General features: G+C 34.2%; 30 protein-coding genes. 25 read left to right on the forward strand and 5 right to left on the reverse strand.

The genetic code is table 11. From position 1 onward, the window contains the following. Window positions 1-6: 6 nt before the first annotated feature. The gene (locus tag AN964_RS08525; protein ID WP_126647720.1) at window positions 7-360 is read right to left on the reverse strand and encodes a hypothetical protein; all 354 of its coding nucleotides are present in this window, start codon (window positions 358-360) and stop codon (window positions 7-9) included. 183 nt (window positions 361-543) lie between these two features. On the opposite strand from AN964_RS08525, the gene rpmG reads away from it, so the two are divergent. The 8 genes from rpmG to AN964_RS08560 all read left to right on the forward strand — a co-directional run bounded on the left by rpmG (window position 544) and on the right by AN964_RS08560 (window position 7,697). Next, window positions 544-693, forward strand: a complete 150-nt coding sequence (rpmG, locus tag AN964_RS08530; protein ID WP_055739270.1) for a 50S ribosomal protein L33 — start codon at window positions 544-546, stop codon at window positions 691-693. Between the two features lie 55 nt (window positions 694-748). Then, on the forward strand, window positions 749-1,309 hold the full coding sequence (locus AN964_RS08535; RefSeq protein ID WP_055739271.1) for a 5-formyltetrahydrofolate cyclo-ligase: 561 nt from the start codon (window positions 749-751) through the stop codon (window positions 1,307-1,309). A 68-nt stretch (window positions 1,310-1,377) separates the two neighbouring features. Then, complete coding sequence (gene yqgO / locus AN964_RS26300; RefSeq protein ID WP_161809224.1) at window positions 1,378-1,554, forward strand: protein YqgO; 177 nt, start codon at window positions 1,378-1,380, stop codon at window positions 1,552-1,554. Between the two features lie 131 nt (window positions 1,555-1,685). After that, window positions 1,686-3,215, forward strand: a complete 1,530-nt coding sequence (locus tag AN964_RS08540) for a rhomboid family protein (protein WP_055739272.1) — start codon at window positions 1,686-1,688, stop codon at window positions 3,213-3,215. Window positions 3,216-3,252: 37 nt separating this feature from the next. After that, window positions 3,253-3,459, forward strand: a complete 207-nt coding sequence (locus tag AN964_RS08545; protein WP_055739273.1) for a YqgQ family protein — start codon at window positions 3,253-3,255, stop codon at window positions 3,457-3,459. A 5-nt stretch (window positions 3,460-3,464) separates the two neighbouring features. Next, complete coding sequence (locus AN964_RS08550) at window positions 3,465-4,433, forward strand: ROK family glucokinase (RefSeq protein ID WP_055739274.1); 969 nt, start codon at window positions 3,465-3,467, stop codon at window positions 4,431-4,433. Between the two features lie 119 nt (window positions 4,434-4,552). Next, a complete protein-coding gene (locus AN964_RS08555) occupies window positions 4,553-6,424 on the forward strand; it encodes an LTA synthase family protein (protein WP_055739275.1) in 1,872 nt (623 codons plus the stop codon). Window positions 6,425-6,569: 145 nt separating this feature from the next. After that, the gene (locus tag AN964_RS08560) at window positions 6,570-7,697 is read left to right on the forward strand and encodes a YqgU-like beta propeller domain-containing protein (RefSeq protein WP_055739276.1); all 1,128 of its coding nucleotides are present in this window, start codon (window positions 6,570-6,572) and stop codon (window positions 7,695-7,697) included. A gap of 14 nt (window positions 7,698-7,711) precedes the next feature. Here the strand turns inward: AN964_RS08560 and AN964_RS25410 are convergent, their stop codons facing one another. Then, window positions 7,712-7,885: a DUF2759 domain-containing protein gene (locus tag AN964_RS25410; RefSeq protein WP_083489263.1), complete on the reverse strand. Its 174-nt coding sequence runs from the start codon at window positions 7,883-7,885 to the stop codon at window positions 7,712-7,714. A 214-nt stretch (window positions 7,886-8,099) separates the two neighbouring features. On the opposite strand from AN964_RS25410, the gene AN964_RS08565 reads away from it, so the two are divergent. Continuing rightward, on the forward strand, window positions 8,100-8,735 hold the full coding sequence (locus AN964_RS08565) for an MBL fold metallo-hydrolase (RefSeq protein WP_055739277.1): 636 nt from the start codon (window positions 8,100-8,102) through the stop codon (window positions 8,733-8,735). A gap of 227 nt (window positions 8,736-8,962) precedes the next feature. Here AN964_RS08565 and AN964_RS08570 read toward each other — a convergent pair whose 3' ends face one another. Together AN964_RS08570 and AN964_RS08575 are read right to left on the reverse strand one after the other, a co-directional pair. Next, window positions 8,963-9,202, reverse strand: coding sequence for a DUF2626 domain-containing protein (locus tag AN964_RS08570; protein WP_055739278.1), 240 nt, complete (start codon window positions 9,200-9,202; stop codon window positions 8,963-8,965). 188 nt (window positions 9,203-9,390) lie between these two features. Next, a complete protein-coding gene (locus AN964_RS08575; protein ID WP_183102052.1) occupies window positions 9,391-10,647 on the reverse strand; it encodes an MFS transporter in 1,257 nt (418 codons plus the stop codon). A gap of 231 nt (window positions 10,648-10,878) precedes the next feature. On the opposite strand from AN964_RS08575, the gene AN964_RS08580 reads away from it, so the two are divergent. Further along, window positions 10,879-11,517 (forward strand): NUDIX hydrolase, encoded by a 639-nt coding sequence (locus tag AN964_RS08580; RefSeq protein WP_055739279.1) that lies wholly within the window; start codon window positions 10,879-10,881, stop codon window positions 11,515-11,517. Between the two features lie 32 nt (window positions 11,518-11,549). On the opposite strand, the gene AN964_RS08585 is transcribed toward AN964_RS08580, so the two are convergent. Further along, entirely contained in the window at window positions 11,550-14,078 is a 2,529-nt protein-coding gene (locus tag AN964_RS08585; protein ID WP_055739280.1) for a glycosyltransferase, read from the reverse strand. Window positions 14,079-14,254: 176 nt separating this feature from the next. Here AN964_RS08585 and AN964_RS08590 point away from each other — a divergent pair, with 176 nt between their 5' ends. The 15 genes from AN964_RS08590 (at window position 14,255) to AN964_RS25415 (ending at window position 24,713) form a co-directional block, all read left to right on the forward strand. Continuing rightward, a complete protein-coding gene (locus AN964_RS08590; protein ID WP_055739281.1) occupies window positions 14,255-14,974 on the forward strand; it encodes an alpha/beta fold hydrolase in 720 nt (239 codons plus the stop codon). 60 nt (window positions 14,975-15,034) lie between these two features. Next, window positions 15,035-15,418, forward strand: coding sequence for an NUDIX hydrolase (locus AN964_RS08595; protein ID WP_244885863.1), 384 nt, complete (start codon window positions 15,035-15,037; stop codon window positions 15,416-15,418). Window positions 15,419-15,522: 104 nt separating this feature from the next. Beyond that, window positions 15,523-16,362 carry a DUF2785 domain-containing protein gene (locus tag AN964_RS08600; RefSeq protein ID WP_055739283.1) on the forward strand — a complete coding sequence of 280 codons (840 nt, stop codon included), beginning with the start codon at window positions 15,523-15,525 and terminating at the stop codon, window positions 16,360-16,362. A gap of 155 nt (window positions 16,363-16,517) precedes the next feature. Next, complete coding sequence (locus AN964_RS27475) at window positions 16,518-16,670, forward strand: DUF1648 domain-containing protein (RefSeq protein ID WP_367591775.1); 153 nt, start codon at window positions 16,518-16,520, stop codon at window positions 16,668-16,670. Between the two features lie 338 nt (window positions 16,671-17,008). After that, on the forward strand, window positions 17,009-18,490 hold the full coding sequence (locus AN964_RS08615) for a UDP-N-acetylmuramoyl-L-alanyl-D-glutamate--2,6-diaminopimelate ligase (protein ID WP_055739286.1): 1,482 nt from the start codon (window positions 17,009-17,011) through the stop codon (window positions 18,488-18,490). Between the two features lie 324 nt (window positions 18,491-18,814). Next, the gene (locus AN964_RS08620; RefSeq protein ID WP_055739287.1) at window positions 18,815-19,753 is read left to right on the forward strand and encodes an LCP family protein; all 939 of its coding nucleotides are present in this window, start codon (window positions 18,815-18,817) and stop codon (window positions 19,751-19,753) included. 246 nt (window positions 19,754-19,999) lie between these two features. Then, window positions 20,000-21,100 (forward strand): competence type IV pilus ATPase ComGA, encoded by a 1,101-nt coding sequence (gene comGA / locus AN964_RS08625; protein WP_055739288.1) that lies wholly within the window; start codon window positions 20,000-20,002, stop codon window positions 21,098-21,100. Further along, entirely contained in the window at window positions 21,072-22,079 is a 1,008-nt protein-coding gene (gene comGB / locus AN964_RS08630; RefSeq protein ID WP_183102050.1) for a competence type IV pilus assembly protein ComGB, read from the forward strand. The genes comGA and comGB overlap by 29 nt, the downstream gene beginning before the upstream one ends. A gap of 13 nt (window positions 22,080-22,092) precedes the next feature. Then, entirely contained in the window at window positions 22,093-22,419 is a 327-nt protein-coding gene (comGC, locus tag AN964_RS08635; protein WP_083489265.1) for a competence type IV pilus major pilin ComGC, read from the forward strand. Then, window positions 22,416-22,853 carry a competence type IV pilus minor pilin ComGD gene (comGD, locus tag AN964_RS08640; protein ID WP_055739290.1) on the forward strand — a complete coding sequence of 146 codons (438 nt, stop codon included), beginning with the start codon at window positions 22,416-22,418 and terminating at the stop codon, window positions 22,851-22,853. Before comGC ends, comGD begins: the two co-directional genes overlap by 4 nt. Beyond that, a complete protein-coding gene (locus AN964_RS08645; RefSeq protein WP_055739291.1) occupies window positions 22,840-23,157 on the forward strand; it encodes a type II secretion system protein in 318 nt (105 codons plus the stop codon). Before comGD ends, AN964_RS08645 begins: the two co-directional genes overlap by 14 nt. Then, complete coding sequence (comGF, locus tag AN964_RS08650) at window positions 23,117-23,611, forward strand: competence type IV pilus minor pilin ComGF (RefSeq protein WP_055739292.1); 495 nt, start codon at window positions 23,117-23,119, stop codon at window positions 23,609-23,611. Before AN964_RS08645 ends, comGF begins: the two co-directional genes overlap by 41 nt. Further along, a complete protein-coding gene (gene comGG, locus AN964_RS08655) occupies window positions 23,601-23,975 on the forward strand; it encodes a competence type IV pilus minor pilin ComGG (protein WP_055739293.1) in 375 nt (124 codons plus the stop codon). Before comGF ends, comGG begins: the two co-directional genes overlap by 11 nt. Window positions 23,976-23,993: 18 nt before the next feature. Beyond that, the gene (locus tag AN964_RS08660; RefSeq protein ID WP_055739294.1) at window positions 23,994-24,491 is read left to right on the forward strand and encodes a shikimate kinase; all 498 of its coding nucleotides are present in this window, start codon (window positions 23,994-23,996) and stop codon (window positions 24,489-24,491) included. Between the two features lie 45 nt (window positions 24,492-24,536). Beyond that, window positions 24,537-24,713: a YqzE family protein gene (locus tag AN964_RS25415; protein ID WP_083489266.1), complete on the forward strand. Its 177-nt coding sequence runs from the start codon at window positions 24,537-24,539 to the stop codon at window positions 24,711-24,713. The last annotated feature ends 40 nt before the right edge of the window (window positions 24,714-24,753 follow it).

Genomic DNA, 24,753 nt, shown 5'->3' on the forward strand with positions numbered 1-24,753 from the left:
CTTGCATTAGCTTAGCTGTAAAATAATTTTTTGCACATCCGTTATGGGTAAAGCAGACTGCTTGGAAATTTGTTCTACATTTAAACCTTGTTTATGTAATGCAATAACCTGATTTTTTAAAATCGCATTTATTTCATTTCGCGGCGGTGAAAAAGATTGATTCTGAGATCCATTCCCGTCCATTAAAAGTTCTTCCTCCAAAACCTTCATTCGTTTTTTTAATTGATATGTTTCCTGATAAAGATTCAAAGAAAGCTCTTCCACCTCTTTTTCAACGCTAGATGTTCGGTCTTTTTGAAAAAAGGAAATAATGAATAAAAGGATGGACAGTATTAATAATAAAAAGATTAAAGAGTTCAAAATCCCACTCCTCCTCATGTACTATTTAAAGTTATATCATAAACAAATTTTCATATCTAGCATAATTAGTAGAACATATGCATAATGAAGGTGAAAAACGGACTAGCATTTCCTTAAAAAAAATGATATTATAGAAAAGTCGTATGAATAGTTGAGAATGCAATGAAGTTTGGAGGGAAAAACATGCGTGTAAATATAACATTAGCTTGCACTGAGTGCGGTGAGCGTAACTATATTTCAACAAAAAATAAACGTAATAATCCAGACCGTATTGAACTTAAAAAATACTGTCCAAGAGAAAAACGTACAACAACACACCGTGAAACAAAGTAAGCAGTAGGAAATTTCCTGCTGCTTTTTTCATATAAGCAAAAAGGCGGGGGATGGGATGGAAAAGAAAGAGATTCGGCAGAAAATAGTGAGTGATCTAAAAAAGTTAGATAAAAGCACTTATGAACAACATTCTTTTGAGATTGCCAAAAAACTTTATCAATTACCTGTTTGGAAAAAGGCAAATACCGTCGCCTTAACGATATCACGTCCGCCTGAGGTTGATACATGGCAAATCATTCGAAGCGGATGGCTGGAAGGAAAGAGAATGGTTGTTCCAAAATGCCATCCTGAAACAAAACAAATGGTGTTCAGACAAATTACTTCCTTTACACAGTTAGAATCCGTCTATTTTGGGTTATATGAACCAAAAGAAGATGAAACAGATGAAGTAAGACAACAAGAACTGGACTTAATCATCGTGCCGGGGGTAGCTTTTAATTTTTATGGTTACAGAATAGGCTTTGGTGGCGGCTACTACGATCGTTATTTACAGCATTTTAATGGAGAAACAATGTCCTTAGCATTTTCTTTACAATTATGTCAAGTGCTTCCGGTGGAAAAACATGATATCCCAGTGAAAGCTATTATGACAGAGAAGGATTATTTTAGTTTCTAGTATTAAATCATTGGATAAATCCAGATCCACTCCACATACTAAAATAAAAAGCAATGGAGGGAAAATGATTGGGTACTATCATGAAATGGATTGTTCCTTTTGTCTTAATAGCTGGTATTATAAAATACAGATATAAAATATTAAATATTGTATTTGGAAGCTACTGGATTCGGAAAGTAGCCATTCGAGCAGTAATGAGCATTCCAGGAATTCGCAACAAGTTCATGGAAAATACGTTTCGGTAAAAATATATGAAAAAATAAGATCACCTGTTGAAGCGCATATGTATTGCTTTACAGGTGGTCTATTTTTTCGTTATAGTAAATATTAATCAAATAATATAAATAAATTTCTATACTTAAAGGCGGGGAAAAGATTGAGCGGTACGCAGGACTTTTTGTTTTGGAGGCTAGCTTATTTTTTTATTGTAGAAAAAAAGTATCGTCTCATTCAAATTAGTGAAGATTACCGAGAAATTTGGTTGGAGGACACATCCAATAAAAATGCCCAAATAATAAGAATGCTTAGGTATGATCTTGATTGGGGAAATTGGTTAAAAAGGGATGCTGAGCATACATGTATCCAAGCAGAAAAGCTACGTAAACACTTCATGAAAAGAAGTCTGAACGTTTTAAACATTTATGTAAGTACATATCCACCGGTGGATGACTATCAATCAGTCCTGAAATCTCCATTGGCGATCAATAAAGGAAAGACGATTGTATATAATAGGTTAATTGAAAGCACTGATGTGGAAAATGGGATTCAACAAATCAGCAACTTTGTCCAACAGCATATTTCTATTTCACTTAAAGATCATTATGAAGAAGAGGATGTGCAGTATCTTAGGGATACTGTCTTAACAAATGCCGTTTCACGAACACAGGAAGAACAACGGCTATTTGATAATGGGAAACCGCTTTTTACATACATACTCCTCGGTATTCAAATAATTGTCTTTTTATTGCTGGAAATAACGGGTGGAAGCTCCAATATACAAAACTTAATTCGCTTTGGTGCCAAGTATAATCCATTCATTATCGAAGGACAGTGGTGGCGTTTTATTACCCCAATTTTTCTTCATATTGGCATTATCCATCTAATAATGAATTCATTAGCCCTCTATTATTTAGGCCCTACTATAGAGCGGATTTATGGACGAATACGTTTTTTGATTATATATTTAATTGCTGGGTTTACTGGAACGCTTGCGAGTTTTCTTTTTAGTAGCAGTGTTTCTGCCGGTGCAAGCGGAGCTATTTTTGGATGCTTTGGAGCATTGCTGTATTTAGGAGCCATCTATCCGAAACTTTTTTTCAGGACAATGGGTACAAATGTAATCGTGGTCATTATCATAAATTTAGTTTTTGGATACTCCGTCTCCGGTATCGATAATTTTGGCCATATCGGAGGATTGGTAGGAGGCTTTTTGGCGGCTGCAATTGTACACTTTCCTAAGAAAAAAAGACTTACTATTCAAATGGGGGCATTCGTATTAACATTAGCCATTTCTATTGGAGGATTATTCATTGGATATCACGGCGGCAATTATTCACCTCCGGATGTAGTGAATTCAGTGGCACAAAAACAAATAAATGAAGGCAATTATGATGCAGCATACGAGCTGCTTAACGAATATGTGTCAAAAAGAAAAGGGAATGCTGATACATATTTTCAGCTTTCCTATGTGGAAATTCAATTAAAGAAATATTCCGAAGCGAAGGAGCATCTAATTCAAACAATAAAAATGGAGCCGAACTTACCTAACGCACATTTTAATTTAGCTTTAGTTTATTTATATGAAGGAAATAAATCGGCGGCAAAAAAAGAAGCAGAGAAAGCTGTAAAACTTACAGATGATAAAAAATATAAGGATTTACTTAATCGAATCAACCAAATTCCGTAAAGAGTTTAAGTGATAAGCAAGAAAGCCGGTGTTCTAGGTGAAAACAGTATACGATGTTCAACAACTATTGAAACGATTTGGAATTATTATCTACGTTGGGGAAAGGGTTTTGGACCTTGAACTAATGGCAACAGAGATAAAAGAATTATATAAAATGGGGCTTATTCAAAAGGATGAATTTCAAAATGCTCTATTGATATTAAGAATGGAAATAGAGAAAGAAAAAAATCATGGGAAAGGGTGAGATGGTTGGAAGGCAAATGGATTGTAGGAGTAGATTTAGGGGGAACGAGTGTTAAGCTAGCATTTATTCAAGAGGATGGAGAGATTCTTCATAAATGGGAAATACCAACGGATAAGTCGGAGCAAGGGAAAAATATTTTACCTGATATTGCGGATTCCATTCAAAGAAAAATGGTTGAGCTTGGAGAAACGAAAGAAAGATTAATAGGGATTGGCATGGGAGCACCGGGAGCCGTGGATAAAGAAAAAGGAATTATTTATGAAGCGGTAAACCTCGGTTGGCCGAAGAATTATCCAATTGTAAAATTGCTTAGTGATTTAAGTGGTTTGCCAGTTGAAATTGATAATGATGCAAATTGTGCAGCATTAGGGGAAATGTGGAAAGGGGCAGGGAATGGAGCAAAAAACATCGCCTGCGTAACTTTAGGAACAGGTGTAGGGGGAGGAATAATCGTTAATGGCGACATTGTCCAAGGAGTAAAAGGGGCAGCGGGTGAAATTGGCCATATTACGATTATTCCAGAAGGCGGAGCTCCTTGTAACTGCGGAAAAACGGGTTGTCTTGAAACGGTTGCTTCTGCTACAGGTATTGTAAGGGTTGCAAAAGATACTATCATCCAATACGAAGGGGAATCTTCTTTGAAGGATCTTTACATAAGTAAGGGTTCAATTGAAGCGAAAGATGTTTTTGATTGTATGAATCAAGGGGATACCTTATCCGCATCCATCATTGAACAGATTATGCTTCACTTAGGACTAGTTCTCGCAAACATCGGAAATGTGCTCAATCCTGAAAAAATTGTCATCGGTGGTGGAGTATCAAAAGCGGGAGATTTATTATTAAATCCATTACAAAAATACTTCAATCAGTTTGCTTATTCCGCTGTTTCTGCGTCAACAGAACTTGCGATTGCAACACTTGGAAATGATGCAGGCATTCTAGGAGCAGCATGGTTAGCAAAAAATAAACATTAAAGCAGTTAAGCATTTAAATAAAATGGTTGCAAGACTGGTATGAAATGTATATAAATGCCCACTATATTAATATTACAACCAGAAATAAATTCCATTGTAAGATGGAGGTTTCGATATTAATGTTTCGTAATAGCAGGGCAGGCATTTTCTTACCGGTCATTGCAACCTTTTTGCTTTGGGTAAAAACATATATAGTTTACTTGACATGCTTTCATTTCAAGCCTGCCAATATCATACAGGGGATCATATTACTTATTAATCCCATCGGTTTTTTAATGTTACTTTTTGGAGCATGTCTTTTTTTTAAAACAGTAAAAAGCCAGTTTCGTTTTATCATTTTATCGAGTTTATTTTTGTCTGTTATTTTGTATGCAAATATTGTTTTTTACCGTTTTTTTAATGACTTTATTACGATTCCCATTCTTTTTCAAACGAGTAATTTTGGGGAACTCGGGGATAGTGTTTTTGCAGAAATTAAATGGTGGGATATTATTTTTTTCGCAGACACTTTAATGTTATTACTATTTTCAAAAAAAAGCTTATTATTTGAAAGCATTTCTCCCTTAAGAACAATAATACACCGACGCTTATATTTTTCGATTGCCTGTATTGTATTGTTTTTAAACCTTATTTTTTCGGAACTAGTAAGACCGCAGCTTTTAACAAGAACTTTTGACCGAAAGCTGCTTGTCAAAAACCTAGGTACTTATAACTATCAATTATATGATTTAATCCTCCAGTCAAAATCATCTGCTCAGAAGGCATTTGCAGATGGTACGAAATTGATAGATACGCAAAATTATATTCGAGCAAATTATGCACCTCCGAATAAAGAATTTTTTGGATTAGCAAAAGGGCGGAACTTAATCCTTGTTTCCTTGGAATCTACACAAGACTTTGTCATTCATTCGAAAATGAATGGAAAGGAAATTACACCGTTTTTAAACCAATTTATGAAAGAAAGTTATTATTTTTCTAACCTGTATCATCAAACAGGACAAGGAAAAACCTCTGATGCTGAATTTTTAGTGGAAAATTCCCTATATCCATTAAATCGAGGAGCAGTATTTTTTACACATAGCAGCAACACGTATCATTCCTTGGCTAAAAGCCTGCAAGATCATGGGTATTATACCGCTGCAATGCATGCTAATAACAAAAGCTTTTGGAATCGTAATATCATGTACAAGGCAATTGGATATCAGAAATTCTTTTCTTCCACTTCTTATACTATAACAACGGATAATTCGGTCGGATGGGGATTGAAGGATATTCCATTTTTTGAACAGTCTATAGATATAATAAAGAAACTTTCGAAGCCGTTTTATGTGAAAATGATTACACTTACCAATCACCATCCTTTTAGATTAAACGTAGAGGATAGGCTCATAGAAGAATATGATTCCAATGACTCCGTGGTAAATCGCTATTTTACGACGGTAAGATATGAAGATGAAGCGATAAAGAAATTTATTCAAAAGCTGAAGGATGAAAAACTTTATGATAAATCCATTATTGTTTTGTATGGCGATCATCATGGAATATCAGAAAATCATCAAGCTGCTATGAGTCAATATTTCGAAAAGGAAATCACCCCTTACGATACGTTTAATTTGCAAAAGATACCGCTTATCATTCATATTCCAGGAATAACAGACCATGGTAGAGGTATAACTTTTTCTAAAGTCGTAGGTCAGATTGATATAAGACCTACTTTACTACATCTAATGGGGATAAATACAAGAAATGATGTACAATTTGGCCATGACTTGCTTTCACCGTCATATAAACAACACGTCATTTTTAGAGACGGCAGATTTGTCACGGATCAATATCTTTGGACAGCAAATAGATGTTATTTGCGGAAGACTGGAACAGAAGTAGACGTAAGGCGATGCAAACCTTTTATTGGAGAAGAATCAAGAGTATTCATGTATTCAGATAAAATTATATATGGCGATCTCCTGAGATTTTACAAAGCCCGCAAATAAAGCGGGTCCTCGTTTTTATAAGGGGGTTTGAATAATTGTCATAGTATTATAATGTTTATGAAACAATTTTAATATTTTACTTTGCTTATAATATAATGAAAATAGAAATTCGAAAAACATGTTAGCGTAGGGGGATGGAGAAATAGTGAGAAAAGATAAAAGTCTTTATTGGAAGATTCTACAATTCATCCTCCTTGTTATGTTCATGTTTTCACTTTCCGCATGTCATCATCGTGAAAATAAAATAACAACAACACACAAACAATCCACGAAATCACCCTACGATAAAGTAAAACCACTTATTATAGAAGAGGATTCCTTTCAAAAAATCGTCGGATGGTTGAATAATAATACAGTGGTATATGTAGCGGAAGATAAAAACAATACGAATATTTATCGTTATAATTTGTTGGATGGACAAAAGCATATTTTATATACTTCAGATAACCCAGTCAAAAATGTAGTAATTGCTCCAGATAAAAAGAAGCTGTTAATCCATTCTGCATCATTAACTTACATGGCAGAGATTAATGTGATAAATCTTAATGGAAAAGTTCTTTTTACAAGAAAAGTACCTTCCTATGATTTAAGCTTTGATTGGAATAATAATAATCCCGATTTGATCTTAACAACGGTCTTTTTTGAAGATTGGAGTTATCAAGTACATGTATTGGATGTTAAAAATCGCACGTTTAAAAAATATCCGGCAGCAGATCCATTTGTGAAATGGTTTAATGGAGACGGAATTCTATTTCAAGACTGGAAAGATAATGAGATGCATTTTTTTGCTCCATTACGTTCTGTTTCCTTATCCGGTTCCGATTTGGCAAAAACATTATTTCCAAGAATTTATAAGTTTGCAGCATATTCACCGTACTTAATGACGATCACTATACCAGAAAATCATAAGGACCAGGCTGTGTATCATTTTTATAATCAGGAATTAAATGAATTGTTTACTTTTGAGGTTCCACATCTTAATCAGTATGATAATTGGCTTGTGCCAAATTATGATTTCCTTCGAAATCAATTTTTGACCTTTGTTCCTAGTGAGGGTGGTTCTATCGATGAGTATAGCGGGAAGTTCCAGTTGATCCAATTTGATATTCAGAGGAAGGAGAAAAAAATGATAACGGATGAGCTGAAAAATCAACCTATCTCCCTTTCTCCAGATGGAACAATGTGTTTATACGGTAATCAATTGAATCAACTTATCAACTTGAATAATGGAAAAATAAAATCAATTGTTGAATATGAAAAAAAGGGCCCTTAAAATTGGCCCTTTTTTTATACAGTTGCCGGATATCCAGAATTAATAACGGTCATGACTGTAAAGAATCCAAAAACCAACACTGAAAGAATTGCCCAAATAAATCCAAGCGGATTTCTATTTTTGATCGTTTTAAATACTGCGAATAAAGCTAGTAGTGTTACAAGAGCAAAGATAATTACAGTACCCATGTCTCACAAACCCCTTTCCTTTGTATGAATCTTATGTAAATAATGGCACTCTATATTATATTACATTTTCTCATAAATTTTGTCGAGTTGAAAAAGTGAAAGTTGTTTGTCATAGTTTACCCTTACATGTAAATTTCATGAATAAATTTTTCAGTCTTTTTTATTTCTCATCCTCTCATGATAGAATGGACGAAGAAGTGGAGGTTGATTTGAAATGGAATGGAAGCAAATTCCTCTTGGTCTTTTACAAACAAATTGTTATGTGCTTTACAATCAACAAAAGGATTGTATTATTATTGATCCAGGTTCGGAAGGAGACAAATTAATCACATACTTAGCAAAGGAAGAGCTACAACCAAAGGCGATATTATTAACACATGCTCATTTTGATCATATCGGGGCAGTAGAGGTGATCCGAAAGGCTTTCAAGATTCCTGTTTATGTCCATGAAAAAGAAGCAAGTTGGTTAACTGATCCTTCTCTAAATGGGTCCCAATTATTTTTAAATGGAAGATCCATTATTGCTTCACCTGCAGATAAATTGTTAAAAGTGGAAGGTAAATTGACTATCGACGAATTTACTTTTGAAATATTTGAGACACCAGGTCATTCACCAGGTAGCGTGTCTTTTTATGTAAAAGACATAAATACTGTTTTTGCGGGTGATACCTTATTTCAAGGAAGCATTGGCAGAACTGATTTACCTGGGGGAAGTCATGAGCAATTACTAAATAGCATCGAAGAAAAATTATTGATATTGCCGGCAGAAACAAAGGTTCTTCCAGGACATGGCCCGACTACAACCATTGAAAAAGAAATTAACTTGAATCCGTTTTTAAACGGATATTAAAAAAAGACTCCATAAAAGAGTCTTTTTTTATAATTTCACACTGTAGAAAACCTCTTTATAAAAGTTATCTACGTCTAGCTACAGCGCCTATCGGCTAGTGGATTTCTCCGTCTCCTCCCTACGATAAGTCAACATCAGTTCGTGAACTACCTCACTGTGTTTCCTTTATCTCAGTCGAAGACTACGAAATCCATACGCCAGAGCTGCGGCGCTTTCGCATTTGTTCATTATTCTGCACCTGGTACCATTAAGAAAGTTGTATAGTATGTAAATCCTGCGAAAAACACGGTTAAATATGCACCAAAAATATACATATACATACGTTCTGATAATTTTAAATAACTTAGTAATACAAAAAATCCTGTTTGTCCAAGGAATAATAAAGCCGTTTTATCTAATCCCAATAGATAAAACATTACAGTAAACATAGCAGTCCAAAATCCTAATACTCTGTACATGCGATCCATATGTATCCCTCCTTTGTACCATGTGTATCCATCAATTTATAATTATAAAGGAAAAATGTGCATATTGTAAATACACCAATACTGTAGTTTGTGACATTTGCGTGATAATACTCATTTTTTAATATTTATTTGCGGGTCCAATTTTATTATTAATTTGTGTTGATACAACCGTTTTATACGTGTATTTTTTACAAACTTTCCTTTTTTTCTGAGGGCTCCATAAAATACAAATTTTTTTCCGGTTTAAAAATAAGAAAGGTTATTATTAATGCGATGAAAAAGTTAAAAATAGATAAAATTACAATGATGCTCCGTAGTGAAAATATGTCTCCAAGAAAGCCGATAAATAATAGGAAAATAACTTGAGCAGCATTCTGGAATACACCTAAAATACTGGAAATCCTCCCCATCATTTCAATTGGGATATTATTTTGATAAAACGTAGTAAACCCTGTGCTGGAAAAGGCGTTAAATATCCCCAGTATGGTAAAACCAATTACTGCGGTTGTGAAATGGTGGGAAAGAGAATAGATAATATATCCAGCGGACATAAGCATTATTCCTATTCCAATTAATTGTTTAATGCTAAGATGATGTGACATAAATGAAACAAATATGGATCCGAGTAAGTATCCTATTCCTGTAATACTAACAAGCAAGCTAAATTCCGTTTCACTAAGTCCAATAACCTTTTGGGTGAAGACAACCTCTTGCGCGTCCATAGCAAAAGTAAAGATAATCGTGCCAAGATATAAACTGTAGACTAGAAAAACAAAAGCTTGTTTCTTATATGCCCCGATTACATCCTTCCAATCATTCAGAAGTATTTTATATGTCCTAGTTTTTTGGGAATCAGAAATTTTCAACTTTTCATCCAGATTAGGCATTAAGAATAAAATACATGCTGAAAAAGCAAAACTAAATGCATTTATATAAATGGCAATGTCAACAGAGCTAAATAGAAATAAGGCACCTGCGATTGAAGGACCAACAATAAATGCACCAGATCTTACAAGGCTATTAATGGAATTAAACCGTTTCCGTTGCTGAGAAGGAATCAATTTCGTAATATAGGTAGTTGAGGCTGGGGTAAAGAATGCTTTTGCAAGACTTATGATAATAAGCATGAGATAAATGGACCAAATAGAAGATAGTAATGGAATGATGGCTACTGAAATGGCCCGGACAAAATCTGTAATGATTAATATTTTTCGTTTATTCCCTCGATCAATAAAGCCGCCTGACCAAAAATTTGTCAGTATCGCAATGATTGGACCTATAATCCATAGCCCGGCTACAGCTGCAGCAGAATGGGTCATCTTTAAAATAAGCAAATTAATGGCAATAAGATAAACATAATCACCTAAACCTGAAATTCCTATCCCAAACAAAAGTAATATGGGAAGCTTCCAACTCCCAATTAGGCTTTTTTCCGTTTGTACCAATATGCATCACCATCTCCAATATGAAAAATTTTGGTTAATTATTAGAATTTTCCGCATGAAAATTATACCATATATATTTTTCCATAATGATGATAATCATGAAGAAGCTGTGACAGTACCTAGTGAAGGAATAGAACTTTCCTACGAAGGAATTTCCCATTTTAAGGCGAATAACATATGTAAAATTAACATGCTAAAATAAGAGTGTGTTCAAAATGGAGGTGTTTTGAGATGGATATCGAAAAAATAAAGACAAACTTAGAAAATCGAATACCGTCTATTATGGGGGCACAACATTTTACTAAATATGCTGTTCTGCTGCCATTATTAAAAGTGGATGATGAAATTCATTTATTGCTAGAAGTACGCGCACTAAGTCTTAGAAGACAGCCTGGCGAAATTTGTTTCCCTGGAGGAAAGATGGATAAGGGAGATAAAAATGAACAATATACAGCCATTCGAGAAACCTCAGAGGAACTAGGGATTCCAAATGAATGCATCTCTATTATTGCTCCATTGGATTATACAATTTCACCGTTCGGCACTATCATATACCCTTTTGTTGGATATATATCAAAACACGAGATCTTGAATCCTAATCCATCAGAAGTAGATAAAGTGTTTACGGTTCCCTTGACCCATTTTATTTCCAATCCACCTGATTGTTTTAAAGTTCATTTCAAAGCAGCACCTGAAGATGGGTTTCCTTACGAGCATATTCGCGGAGGGCAAAAATATAAATGGCAGACAAGACATTTGGATGAGTATTTTTACTACTACGAAGATTATGTGATATGGGGATTAACAGCGGGTATTATTAAACAGTTTGTAGAACTATTAAAAAACGAAACACCTCTGAATAATGAATGAGGTGTTTCATACACAAAATTTATTAAAATGGATTAACCGATTTGGTTTTCCATCAAGCAAATTGTTTCATAGAACATTTTCATCGCTTCTTCTCGATAGTTTACATAATCGAATTGTTTCTCAAAAAGCTCTTCTCCGTTTATAAAATGTTCCATTCCATCTATTAATCCTTTAATGGAATTTTCAACAATTAAACCATGACCGCCTTCAACAACACTTCTCGAACCAGGAATATCCGTAACAATTACAGGTTTTCCAAGGGTTAGGGCTTCTAGGAGCACCATGGGCTGCCCCTCATGATTAGAGGAAAGGATAAAGCAATCACATTTGTTTAATAGGGCATATGGATTGCTGATTTGTCCTGTAAAGATGACTTTTTCCTCCAACTTTAGTTTTTTTACCAACTCCAGTAAAGATTTTTTTAAATCTCCATCTCCTACGATAAATAACTTCGTATTGGGATGTCTTGCTGCAATATGGGAAAAGGCTGCAATTAATTTTTCATGATCTTTTTCCGGGCTGAGCCTGCCAATATTGATAAAATTAATATCCTTTTCATCAGGTATCCGGTACCCTGTTAATTCCAGATGATTGTGATGATCATTAGATATTGACAGCATATAATGTTTGTTCTTGAAGTTTATAACCAATTCTTCGGAAAATTCCTCTCGCCCTGCAAGGATTTTTTCATAATCAATATTATTGATGACATATTTCATACGCCTGTCCATATTTTTTACTACTTTATTCAAGCTTTTTTTATTTTGTTCATTTGTCAGCTTGGATACAGACACAACATTATCAAAATAGTTATATAACGAAAAAATAACTTTTAGGTTTTGACGATGAGGATATTTATTATTTACTTTTTTATTCATTTCCTGGCCCATATCATTATGTAAATAGATGCTTTTCTTTTTAAAATCCCCAAAAGCAATTAGAGAAGCCCAGAACGGACTGTACCCGCTAAAGTCAATACCAATATCGTATGGAGTATTACCGATTATTCGCTCAAGCTCTCTTCTGTACATTTTTTTAGGAAGTAGTTTTTTCATAGAGGAAGAGTAGGCACCTCTTTGTAACAGTAAGGCGTGACGGTACCATTCGGATAGAGTGGCATTCCATGTTCCAACTCTATGGATAAATCGAACATTTTTATTTAATTTTTCGACGTTATTCCATTTTTCTTGTTTATCGTTATCACCATAATCGAGAACAGTTACGTCATATTTGTCATAATCAATGGCGTTAAGTAAGTTTGTTACAGAAGTAGTAATCCCATTATTTAAAAATCCTCCGCAATAAATAAGGATTTTTGTTTTATTAGAGAGTGTTTGAAAGAGTTTATCCGATACTTTTCCTTCGAAAACCGTCTCGACAAAGCGAGAGGTTGCATTTCCATCGTCATGGTAGCAAAACTCGTCTAAAAATTTCTTATATCTGTCTCGATAATTATCCATTATAGTCATAGAATTGTTGATTGCACTTATCACCTCGTCTAAAAGGTGACATAATGGGCCAGGCAATTGGTCCATTGGAATATAAGTGCCTCGTTCTTTTTGATATTCCTCTTCATCATGTGCATAAAAGATAACCGGATTTTTCGAGGGTAAAAAATCAAAAAAAATACTGGAGTAGTCCGTAATTAAAATATCGACAATCGACAACACTTCATTCGTGTCTATCATGTTTGGAACACATAAATGGGCTAAACCTTGTTCTTCGAAAAATTTATGAGCATAATAATGGGACTTTAATAGTACAGTGTATTCACTGCTGATTTGTTCTTTTAGGTATTGTATATCCTTTAATAGCTTTTCACTTTCATCTTTTTCGTTGCCTAACGTTCCTCTCCATGTTGGAGCATATAGAATTACCTTCTTATCGGGTGGAACGGATAATTTTTTCTTTATATCTTCTTTATTCGCTTGAAACATTAGATCAACACGGGGATAACCGGAATCTAATACTTTCCCGTTAAATATACTGTATGCGTCATGAGAATGCAGAAGCTTTTCGGCAGTAAATTTATTTGGACTCACCATATAATCGGTAAAAAGAAAATTTCGCTGAATATTTTTATGATCTGTTTTCCCCCGATTTTTAATATCGATTCCCATTGTTTTAAGAGGGGTACCATGCCAAATATTTGCATAAATTTGATCTTTTCTTTTTTGAAAGTAGTAAGGGAAAGTAGTATCGTTTATTAAATATTTTGCAGTAGCAAGGTAACTAATATATTTGCTGCTTTCCTTTTGAACAAACCTTACATTACGCAATTGTTTATATTCGTCATGGATGACTGAATAATCTTGAACAACCCAAACATGCTGGAAGTCTTTATAATTTGGATGATGTATCAAATATTTAAATACTGCATATGGATTTCCAGTCATACTTTGCCCATGATAGGATTCATATAAAATAGTTTTTTCCCTTAATGGCTTTTTCTCTAAATACTTCGTATATAAAACTCTACCCCTGAAACCTCCGTCGAGAACATATTTCTTCATGGGACTTAGAACAAATTTTACTTTCTTCATCAGTACTGCCTTTTTCACTATTACTTCTCCTCCATATTTCTTTACTTCAAGTAGTGGAAAAATCAGAAAACGTTTGTCTGAAAGCTTGGCAATATTAGTATGTCCGTTTACAATAAAAGTAAAATGAATTTTTGGGAAAAGATGCTAACATTAGTGAATTTGTATAAAAGCTGTAAACTTTAGGAGGGAAATGATTGATATTACATACAAAGATTTTGGGGGAAGGAGAAGCTATACTTTTTCTTCATACAGGATTGCAAACAGGAGAAACTGATTTTCAATATCAGGCGGAGTTTTTTAGCAAACATTACAAAATTGTTTTGCCTGATTTACGTGGTCATGGAAAGTCTACCTGTTCCAAAATAGACAACTTCTTTTATGATTCCGTAGAGGATTTATATGAAACCATAGATTTTTTAAATATTCAAAAGTGCCATATAGTTGGTTGCTCCTTGGGGGCAATAGTGGGATTAATGTTTACCAAAAAATATCCTAATCGTGTTTACACATTGTCGATATCGGGAGTTATCCCATTAAAACCGGACAACTGGGAAGAATTACAGAAGGCAGATATAGAGCAACAGGATCAGCTTCTGAATGATAATAATGCAAGGGCATATTATGATGCTTTACATGAGAATAATAACTGGACTAAATTTCTTTCACTAGCCAAAAAAGAGGATTGGTATCCGTTTCACGAAACAGGGAAGGTAGAGAATCTAAGGATTCCCGTTTTGTATATCGTAGGAGAAGAAAAAGATCATGAAGTCTGTGGAGTGGGAACTTACAAGAAAATGATTTCGGATATACATATTGCCGTTGTTCCATTTGCATCTCATCTTGTCCATGATGCACAGCCGGAAGTCTATACAAACATTCTAGATTTGTTTTTGCAAAATAATAAAATAGTTTAATAGATTTAGATTTGAAGAAACTTTTTTGGGGGTATTCTTATTAGAAATAGAGGATCTGTTGTGCTAGTAGATAAGGAGAATCAGAAAATCGGACTAATAAAACGAACAAGGGAAGGAACTGTATATTATGTGTTTCCTGGCGGAGGGATTAAGGAAGGGGAAACACCGGAAGAAGCCACAATTAGAGAAGCTTATGAAGAGCTAGGAGTTAAAGTTGCTATCAGGGAGTTAATCGGAAAACTTGAGTACAATGGAACACAATATTTTTATCTTGCGGAGATGATGGAAGGTGAATTTGGAACAGGGGCAGGAGAAGAATTCACTGATCTAAAACGGAATAGAGGGACATATGAGCCGGTATGGGTGTATATCGAGGAATGCGCTTTTATTGATATTAGACCGAGAGAAGTAATAGATATTATTCAAAGGTTCGTATGTATCTAAAGATATTCCAAGAAATTGTGTCGATAATCCATCATGATATTTCCAGTTGTGAAGATAAGAAAAGAATATACTGGAAAAATAAAAAATGGTAATGAGGGTATGGAATGAATTTAAAAGAACAACTACTAATAATAAAAAACATGAAAGATGAAGAGATTTCTTTATTAAATCAAGACAAACTAATCGATATGATGTTGAAATATATTGGAGATACGGATTCTGTATTAAGGGATGACCTGATTCATTTAACTTTTTGCCGGTTAGTAGAAAATAGCTTAATTGGTTTTAGTCTAATGGAAAGAATATTGGAAACCAGCATAGGAGCAAATTATTTATTCTTCCAGATCGGGGAAGTAAATTCAGATTCGGTATTTAAACGTTCTTTTTCTGCTCTTGCTGCTCAGTTGATTTTAAATCAAGATATTGAAGAAAGATTTCTTTCCAAAGAGCTTGTAGAAAAAAGTATTCAAAGCAGTTTTCTTTATTTACAGAAAGAAAATGATGTTCGCGGATTTGTGGAGGAAAAAGGATGGGCACACAGTATTGCGCATGGAGCAGACCTGTTAACGACAGCTATTTCCCATCCCGTTTTTTATCCATCACAAATACCGGATGCATTAGAAACTATTCGTTCTTGTTTATTTAAGAATGGGAGTTATATAGATGATGAGGATGAAAGATTGTTATTTGCAATCGATGCACTTCTGGATAAAGGATTGAGCGATGAGTTGTTAGGAGATTGGCTCCAAACAATCAGTAGTTCTTTGGACGAAATATTTAAGGTGGAACGTTATTCATTTCATTTTTATAGAACAAGAACGAATATAATGAATTTCCTAAAATCATTATATTTTCGATTGGGATTTATGGACAGAGGACAAGAATCTAGGGTGCAAATATCTCATATTATAAAGAGATGGCATGATGTTGTTTATAAAAGGTAAGTGTTTTGGAATCGAATGATAAGTTTTTCTATGTCCAGACTTAATCTTTTCTAGCTTATGAAACCATCTCTTCAACTGTACGTAAATAAATAAGAGAGGTGAGATGGTTTATGCAATTGCAAAAGCGTCCTAAGTTAAACATCCATAGGTCAAAGATGGAAATCTTACTAGATATCATTTGTTTGCTAATAATAATTGGAAACGTGATATATATCATAATAATGTACCCATGTTTACCAAATAGGATCCCAATTCATTTTAATGGAAATGATGTTGCAGATGGATGGGGAAATAAAGCTTTTGTTTGAATCCTTCCATTAATTACTTTTATTATATGGGATGGCATGACTATTCTGGAGAAATTTCCTCATTTATATAATTATTCTAACTTAACGGAAAGAAATATAGAGGGCCAATATAAAAATGCAAGACTAATGGTTCATATTATTAAGGCTGAGATCACTATTTTCCTTGCATATAATAGTTGGAGTTGGATTTATTCAATTTTAGGTACCAGGGTAGGGTTTGGCATTTGGGAATTGCTCATCTTTATAATCGTTATGATTGGGACCATTGTATTTATGGCTTTACGTTCTGCTAGGATCAAATAATTGTTGAAAATACATTCAAAGGAGGTGCCGTTTAGATGAAATTGATAGAAATTTCAAAACTCCTAACGATAAAACGAACAATAGGTAACATGAATGTTGAAATTACAGGCATTCAAATGGACTCACGGAAAATCGAAAAAGGCAATTTATTCATTTGTACTCCTGGGATCACAGGATTTTTAGAGGACAGACATCATTATGCAAATGATGCAATAAAAAATGGAGCTATTGCATTAGTTACGGAAAGAGATTTAGGAATAGATGTTCCAACAATCATTGTGAATGATGCAAGATATGCAATGGCAATTATCTCAACCCATTTTTATGGTTATCCGTCATTAGACATGAAATTAATTGGAATTACAGGAACAAACGGGAAAACAACAACCTCATACATAATCGATAAGATTCTTTCAGACTACGGATATAAAACAGGCCTAATGGGGAATAACGGGGTTAAAATTAATCACAATGTTTACCCTACCGATATCAATACGCAAGAACCTCCAATCCTTCAGCGACACTTGCGGAAAATGGCAGAAGTTAATACCGAATACTGTGTAATGGAAGTGTCATCTCAGGGGCTGGATATGGGAAGGGTGCTTGGGTGTCATTTTCAGACTGCTATCTTTACAAATTTAACCCAAGACCATTTAGATTATCATGGTACTTTTGAGGCGTATAGGGATGCGAAAGCTTCCTTTTTTTCTAGGTTAGGAAATGCTTTCACACCAAAAAATAATAAATATGCTGTCTTGAATGCAGATGATCCCTCAAAAGAATTCTTTCGAAGAATAACACCAGCAGAAGTTATTACATATGGCATAAGCAAAAAAGCAGATGTTACAGCGGATAATATTTTGCTAACTTCTAAAGGGACTAGGTTTGTTCTTAAATGTTTTGCTGGAGAAATAGAGATTGATCTTAACTTAGTAGGAAGATTTAATGTTTATAATGCTTTGGCTGGAATCACAGCTACTTTACTTGAAGGAGTTTCCTTATCGGATATTAAAAAAAGTTTAAGTGAATTAAGTAGTGTGGATGGCAGGATGGAAATTGTAAACGTTGGTCAGGAATTCCTCGTGATAGTAGATTACGCCCATACTCCAGATGCATTGGAAAATGCTTTATCTACGATTAAAGAATTTGCAAAAGGAAAAATTATTACGGTATTTGGTTGTGGGGGAAACAGAGACAAAACAAAAAGACCAGTTATGGGGAAAATAGCAAACCAATATAGCGATACTGTTATCATCACTTCGGATAATCCCCGAACCGAAGATCCAGTTAGCATTATAGAAGATATTCGTAACGGAATGGTAAATCCAAATAATTGTCTGTCCATTGTAAACCGTGATGAGGCTATCGTAAAAGCGATTAATATTGCTACTAAGGATGACATTATATTAATTGCGGGAAAAGGACATGAAAAGTATCAAATTCTAGAAAACAAAACGATTCAATTTGATGATAAAGAGATTGCAAAAAAGGCATTGTCGGAACTTTTGAAGAAGTAATTTTTAATTTTTTATAAAGGGAGAGTAATCCGATTGAATTATCAAATCATATTCAATGAAATAATTATGTAATGGGAAAATGCAACATCAAAATTATTTTTTAAAATCAATATTAACCAAGCAGCGACATTCCTTGAACTAGGAATGTTTTTTTATTTTCTTCTTTCAAAAATGATGTGTAAAAAGTCTTGTGAAATGTAAGTTCATATTATTTTTAAAGCATTGTAATCTGAGTGAAATAAAGTTATGTCATATTATTAATAGCTTGTTTATTCGACAAAAAATGAAAAAAGATTCGCGTACATACTTTACAAGGAGAGAAAAATGAAGAAAAAAAAGAGAAGAAGGCGTGTAAGATGGGGACGTGTAATATTCGTTTTATTAGTTTTTATTACTTTTGGTGTAGGTATTTATGCAATTATTGAATATATACAAGGTGTCCAAATAGCAAAGGCAGGAAATTTTAAAGACGATAACAAAAATGTAATATCATTTAAAGGTGAAGAAGTTAAATTTGGAAAAATAAATGTTCTTTTATTAGGTAGTGACTCACGTGGAGAAGGACCTGCTCGAACGGATTCTATAATGGTTGCACATTATGATCAGAATACTCATCAAGCAAAATTAATTTCGATAATGAGGGATAGTTTTGTTGATATTCCTGGACATGGAAGACAAAAAATTAATGCAGCGTATGCTATCGGTGGAACAGAGCTCTTAAGACAAACGATTCAAGAAAACTTTGGAATCGATATTAATTACTACGCGGTTGTTGATTTCAAAGGATTTGAAAAAGTAGTGGATGTCATTGCCCCTGAAGGGATTGAAGTGGATGTTCCGTCTAAAATGTCTTATGGAATCGGGATGACGCTACAACCGGGGAAGCAAGTGCTCCATGGAAAGAAATTATTAGGTTATGTCCGTTTTAGACATGATAATCTAAGTGATTTCGGTAGAGTTCAAAGGCAGCAGGAAGTGATTGGCAAACTGAAGGATCAAGCTTACAGTATGACAAGCCTTTTGAAACTTCCTAAAATAATGGGGGTAATTGAACCATATGTGGATACGAACATAGATACACCTACCCTTTTGTCATTGGGAAAAGACTTGCTCACAAGCAAGTCCAGCAAAATACAGACCATGCGAATTCCTGTTAATGGATCCTTTACAAATGAACGATATGACCATTTAGGGGAGGTATTAAGTATCGATTTAGCTCAAAACAAAAAAGCTTTAGATGAATTTTTATCATCAAATAGTTAAGTACCTATTAAAAAGGTGTTAATAGCCAAAGTATGGAGTTTTCCATTTGACTCCCTGCTTTGGTTCTTTTTTATTTAATTTAAGCTAGAAATTAGAAAAAAACAGTGTAAGTAACTGCTCAGGCATATATTTTTTTAATCGTACCACATGGAAATTTTTTATGAAAAATTTTAAAATCTTGCAGGAAAATCCATCTTTTTGTCGAAATAAGTCTTTACGAAAATAAAAGGTGGTGTATTATTCTATATGTCCATTGAAAAAGTAGCAGATTTGCTATTAGAACAGGCGATAAAATTGAATGCGACTGACATTCATATTATCCCTAGACAAGATGATTATCTTACACAATTTCGACTTTACGGCAGATTAACTCCGCATCGGCCCCTACCCGTTACAATAGGGGAAAGACTTGTATCCCATTTCAAGTTTATGGCCTCGTTAGACATTGGTGAAAAAAGAAAACCTCAAAGTGGTTCCTTTCAACTGAGTATTCCACATCATAATACGTCTTTAAGAATTTCCACTCTCCCAACTGCAAATTCCAGAGAAAGCCTAGTTATTCGAATCCTCTCAGATAAAAAAACATTTTCCGTTGATCAAATATCACTTTTTCCTAACAGTGCTAAAAAACTCATGTCTTTATTAATGCACTCACATGGGCTTTTGCTGTTTACAGGTCCGACTGGCAGTGGGAAATCTACAACCATGTACACATTAGTCGAGAAATGCGCAAATAAAGATATACGAAATGTTATTACTTTAGAAGATCCTGTCGAGATAAAAAATGAACATTTTTTACAGGTACAGGTAAATGAAAAAGCGGGGATAACATATAGCACAGGCTTAAAGGCGATTTTACGTCATGACCCCGATATTATTATCGTGGGAGAGATTCGGGATCATGAAACTGCAGAAATAGCTGTTCGAGCAGCTTTAACAGGTCATTTAGTACTTAGCACATTGCATACAAGAGATGCAAAGGGAGCGATCTATCGCTTATTAGAATTTGGGATAAAACTAAATGAAATTGAACAAACAATAATCGGGATTACAGCTCAACGTCTTGTTACGCTCATTTGTCCGTTTTGCGGAGATCAATGTTCCAAATATTGTCCGCATTATCATGAAAAAAGAAGAGCGGCCGTTTATGAGCTTTTGTATGGGAAATCATTGCAGCATGTATTAAATGAAGCTAGTGGTGAAAATGTTCCATATCAATATTTCACATTAAAAGAATCGTTACGAAAGGGGATTGCACTTGGATATATTTCTAAAAAAGAATATGATCGCTGGGTTTTTGAAACGGAAGAAGCAAACCTTGAAAGAGCAGGGTATGTTTTTAAATAGACTCGGCGATATGCTGCAAAATGGTTTTTCCATGGGAGATGCCATCGGTTTTTTAGGAAGAATGGATCAAAGGGGCAGCAGTTTTACACAGGCGATGTTAAAGAAATTACAAGAAGGAATACCAATTCATGAGATTCTCAGTGAAGAACAATTTGATAAAAAAGCCTGTGCACAAATATTTTTTGCTGATAAACACGGTAACATAGCAATAGCATTAAAGGAGGCTGGAACGTATTTAATTAAAAGAGATAATGAGCGAAAAATGATGATGAAATTATTACAGTATCCGCTGGTTTTGATAGGGATTCTCATCCTTATTCTGTTTCTGCTGAAAAACCTATTACTTTCACAATTTACAGACCTCTATTCCTCAATGGACTATCATCCTTCACCACTGATTCGATTTTTTACCCAGCTAATGGAAAAAGGACCCTTATTACTTTCTATATTTTGTGTAATTGTATTTTTGGTATTCCTTTTCTCCTGTTTGTATTTTTCAAAAAATACACCAGTTAAAAACGCGGAATGGATAGCACGGATTCCTGCAGTCCGTTTCTATTTTCGATTGTTTAATAGTCAATTTTTGGCTCGAGAATGCTCATTTTTACTGCAGAGCGGTTTTTCTATTAATGAGGTTTTAGCCTGCATAGCATCACAACATTACCGACCATTAGTTAAAAACACAGCAGAGTTGATTCGTAAAGATCTGACATTAGGTTATTCCTTTTCCAATTCCCTTTCTAAGTTTTCCTTCTATGATCCTCAGTTAATTATGGTAATCCAACATGGTGAAAAAAATGGAAGATTGGATCAAGAGTTACAGTTTTATAGCCGTTTTTGTCTTGGACAAATCGAAGAAAAGATGGAAAAGGTATTTAAAATAATTCAACCTGTCATGTTTTTCATTATTGGCTTATTAGTACTCGCCGTCTATTTGTCCATAATGCTGCCGATGTTTGACATGATGGATTCTATTTAAGGAGGTTTTACATTTGAAATTAGTGAAAAGTGAAAAAGGGTTCACATTGATTGAAATGTTGGTCGTTTTATTGATCATAACCATTTTAATTTTTGTTGCTATTCCTAATATCACAAAGCATAGTAAAAACATTAATAATAAAGGATGCGAAGCTTTTGTCAATATGGTGCAAGGACAAGTGGAAGCTTATGAAATGGAATTTAATAAATATCCTACGGATGTATCTGAACTTATCAAAGAAAAGTACCTGAAGGAAGATAGGAAGACTTGCCCTAACGGAAATTCTGTACGCATTGACTCGGATGGAAAAGTTACAGAGTCAAAAGGGAGCAACTCTTGAAAGCTTATCTTGGAAACAAAGGCTTTACACTAATCGAAGTCTTAATCGTATTATTGATTCTCACCATTTTCCTCTCTCTAAGTATTGCAAGTCTCAAGCCTCTAAAAAGCACACTAGAAAAGAAGATGGTTATTTCGCAATTAGAAGCAGACCTGTACTATGCCCAAACCTATACGATCAGCAGGCAAGAGTTAGTAACAGTTCAATTTTACCCGGCTTATAACCGCTATATGATGAAGACTGCTAAAGGAACAGTAATTGTGAATAGGTCTATGACTTCGTCTGTAAAACTATTAAATGGTTCTTTCAACTCCTTCAATATTCTGAGGGATGGCAATATTAGCAGATTTGGAACACTTGCATTTGAGATAAACGGACAGACGTTTAAATTGATTTTTAATATTGGAAGGGGAAGATTCCGTGTGCAGGAATGAAAAAGGTTTTACCATAGCAGAAGGATTAGTTTCATTTGGTGCAATCCTTTTTGTTGCAACTGTTCTATTTCCCCTTATGTTTCAGATGATCATGAAATTAAATGATGAAAAGGAACAATTAATGGCGTATCGAGTTTTATATGAATCAATAGAACATTTTACGATTAACGATACAGTACCGGTAAGCAGCCAATCCATTGAAGGGAAGATGTATGAGGTTCAATTAACGTCTAACAACGGGATGTGGAAAGCATGTGTTTTCTATGAAAACGGGCAAAAATGTGTTACAGAATTGGAAAAGTGAAAAAGGTTTTACATTAGCAGAAAGTATTATCTCTTTAATGATCGCAGTGACAATATTAAGTCTTATTCCCTTAGTAATAAAAGGATTTAATCATATCAATCATTCATTATCCACAGAGGACGCGTATGAATGGAACATCTTTCTGATACAGTTAAGAAGGGAAATAAGGAATAGCAGTTCGGTAGATATTACGGGAAACAAACTAATTTTACAAGTAAATGGAGAGAAGGTTACCTATGAGTCATTTGGTTTATTGCTGCGCAGACGTGTACATGATACTGGACATGAGGTAGTATTGCAAAAAGTAAGAAATGCGGAGTTTACGATGAAAGCAAATCATATTAATCTTGTGATTCAATTTACAAACAATCATCAAGAAATTGCTGGATTTACAATTTTTAAACCGGTTATGAAGGAAGAACCCGAGGTAGGGGGAGAGATAATTGAAAAGTGAGAAAGGATTTATGTTGCCATATACTCTGATGGTCACCTTTGTTGTTTTCTTTGTTATTCTTTCCTCCGTCCAAATTTATTTATCGGAATCACGCTATCTTCATGAAACAAAAAGTTACTATATAAGGAACAGTATGATTTCCTTAACAATGAAAACCTTAATAGAACGTATCGAAAATCAAAAAATGAAGATGCAAGGAGTGATATCATATGATGAAGGAAAGGTAAGTTATCAAATTGAATTAATGGATGATGGTAGATATCGAATCATCCTTGTAACATATCTATCATATGGACAGGTAACGAAAAATGAACTAATTTATGATCAGGAAGATAAGCGAATTTCTAAATGGATCGAAATTTGAGAGGAGAAGCTCTAACAAATGCTGCCACTTTATATTATCGGCTTTATGGGTGCAGGAAAAACAACAATTGGACAAAAATTATCTCAGGATCTTCATATACCTGTGTTTGATACGGATCATTTAGTAGAACAAGCAGAAGGGAAAAAAATATCTCAAATATTTGCTGAAAAAGGAGAACCTTATTTCCGGGACAAAGAATCGGAAATACTCCTAAGTACCAAAAACATCAATGGTATTATTACGACAGGCGGCGGGATTATTCTGCGTAAAGAAAATAGAGATTTTATCCAAACAACTGGATCATCTGTTTTTCTTAAATGTAGAATAGAAAAAATTATGGAAAGAATCGAGTATGATACTTCCAGGCCTCTCTTCGTAAATAAAACCTTGGACGAAGTGCAAGCGTTATATGAATCAAGACTATGTTTCTATGAAAATACGGCAAAATTTATTATCGATACAACTCATTTAAGTATCGATGAAACATCATATGAAATAATAAAAAGAATAAAATAGACACTTAATGGGCACACTGCAATAAATAAAGGAGGAGTGCCTGTAGTGTCAACAAATGATTATATTAAGTATATAACTCAAACCTTTGTTAAACATTTCGATACACCGAAAACAGCTAGAAAAGAAATTCGGCTGCAAAGAAAATTAGAAAAATCTCCATTTTTATACAGATGGTTTGGGATGATACCATTTGCCATTTTGATGATTTTTAAAAGGAAATAGAAGAGTCAATTTTAAAAAGTCTCTTCTATTTTCTTTCTTT

It is taken from the genome of Heyndrickxia shackletonii, from assembly GCF_001420715.1.
GTDB classification, from domain to species: Bacteria; Bacillota; Bacilli; order Bacillales; family Bacillaceae_C; genus Margalitia; species Margalitia shackletonii.

What these genes read in the sequence shown, in the direction of transcription:
- comGF (WP_055739292.1), top strand. Translation starts at nt 23,117, where the DNA reads ATGAAAACGGGCAAAAATGTGTTACAGAATTGGAAAAGTGAAAAAGGT.
- AN964_RS08565 (WP_055739277.1), top strand. Translation starts at nt 8,100, where the DNA reads ATGGAATGGAAGCAAATTCCTCTTGGTCTTTTACAAACAAATTGTTAT.
- AN964_RS08580 (WP_055739279.1), top strand. Translation starts at nt 10,879, where the DNA reads ATGGATATCGAAAAAATAAAGACAAACTTAGAAAATCGAATACCGTCT.
- AN964_RS08620 (WP_055739287.1), top strand. Translation starts at nt 18,815, where the DNA reads ATGAAGAAAAAAAAGAGAAGAAGGCGTGTAAGATGGGGACGTGTAATA.
- AN964_RS08555 (WP_055739275.1), top strand. Translation starts at nt 4,553, where the DNA reads ATGTTTCGTAATAGCAGGGCAGGCATTTTCTTACCGGTCATTGCAACC.
- AN964_RS08570 (WP_055739278.1), bottom strand. Translation starts at nt 9,202, where the DNA reads ATGGATCGCATGTACAGAGTATTAGGATTTTGGACTGCTATGTTTACT.
- AN964_RS08660 (WP_055739294.1), top strand. Translation starts at nt 23,994, where the DNA reads ATGCTGCCACTTTATATTATCGGCTTTATGGGTGCAGGAAAAACAACA.
- comGA (WP_055739288.1), top strand. Translation starts at nt 20,000, where the DNA reads ATGTCCATTGAAAAAGTAGCAGATTTGCTATTAGAACAGGCGATAAAA.
- rpmG (WP_055739270.1), top strand. Translation starts at nt 544, where the DNA reads ATGCGTGTAAATATAACATTAGCTTGCACTGAGTGCGGTGAGCGTAAC.
- AN964_RS08615 (WP_055739286.1), top strand. Translation starts at nt 17,009, where the DNA reads ATGAAATTGATAGAAATTTCAAAACTCCTAACGATAAAACGAACAATA.
- AN964_RS08535 (WP_055739271.1), top strand. Translation starts at nt 749, where the DNA reads ATGGAAAAGAAAGAGATTCGGCAGAAAATAGTGAGTGATCTAAAAAAG.
- AN964_RS25410 (WP_083489263.1), bottom strand. Translation starts at nt 7,885, where the DNA reads ATGGGTACTGTAATTATCTTTGCTCTTGTAACACTACTAGCTTTATTC.
- AN964_RS08600 (WP_055739283.1), top strand. Translation starts at nt 15,523, where the DNA reads ATGAATTTAAAAGAACAACTACTAATAATAAAAAACATGAAAGATGAA.
- AN964_RS27475 (WP_367591775.1), top strand. Translation starts at nt 16,518, where the DNA reads ATGGAAATCTTACTAGATATCATTTGTTTGCTAATAATAATTGGAAAC.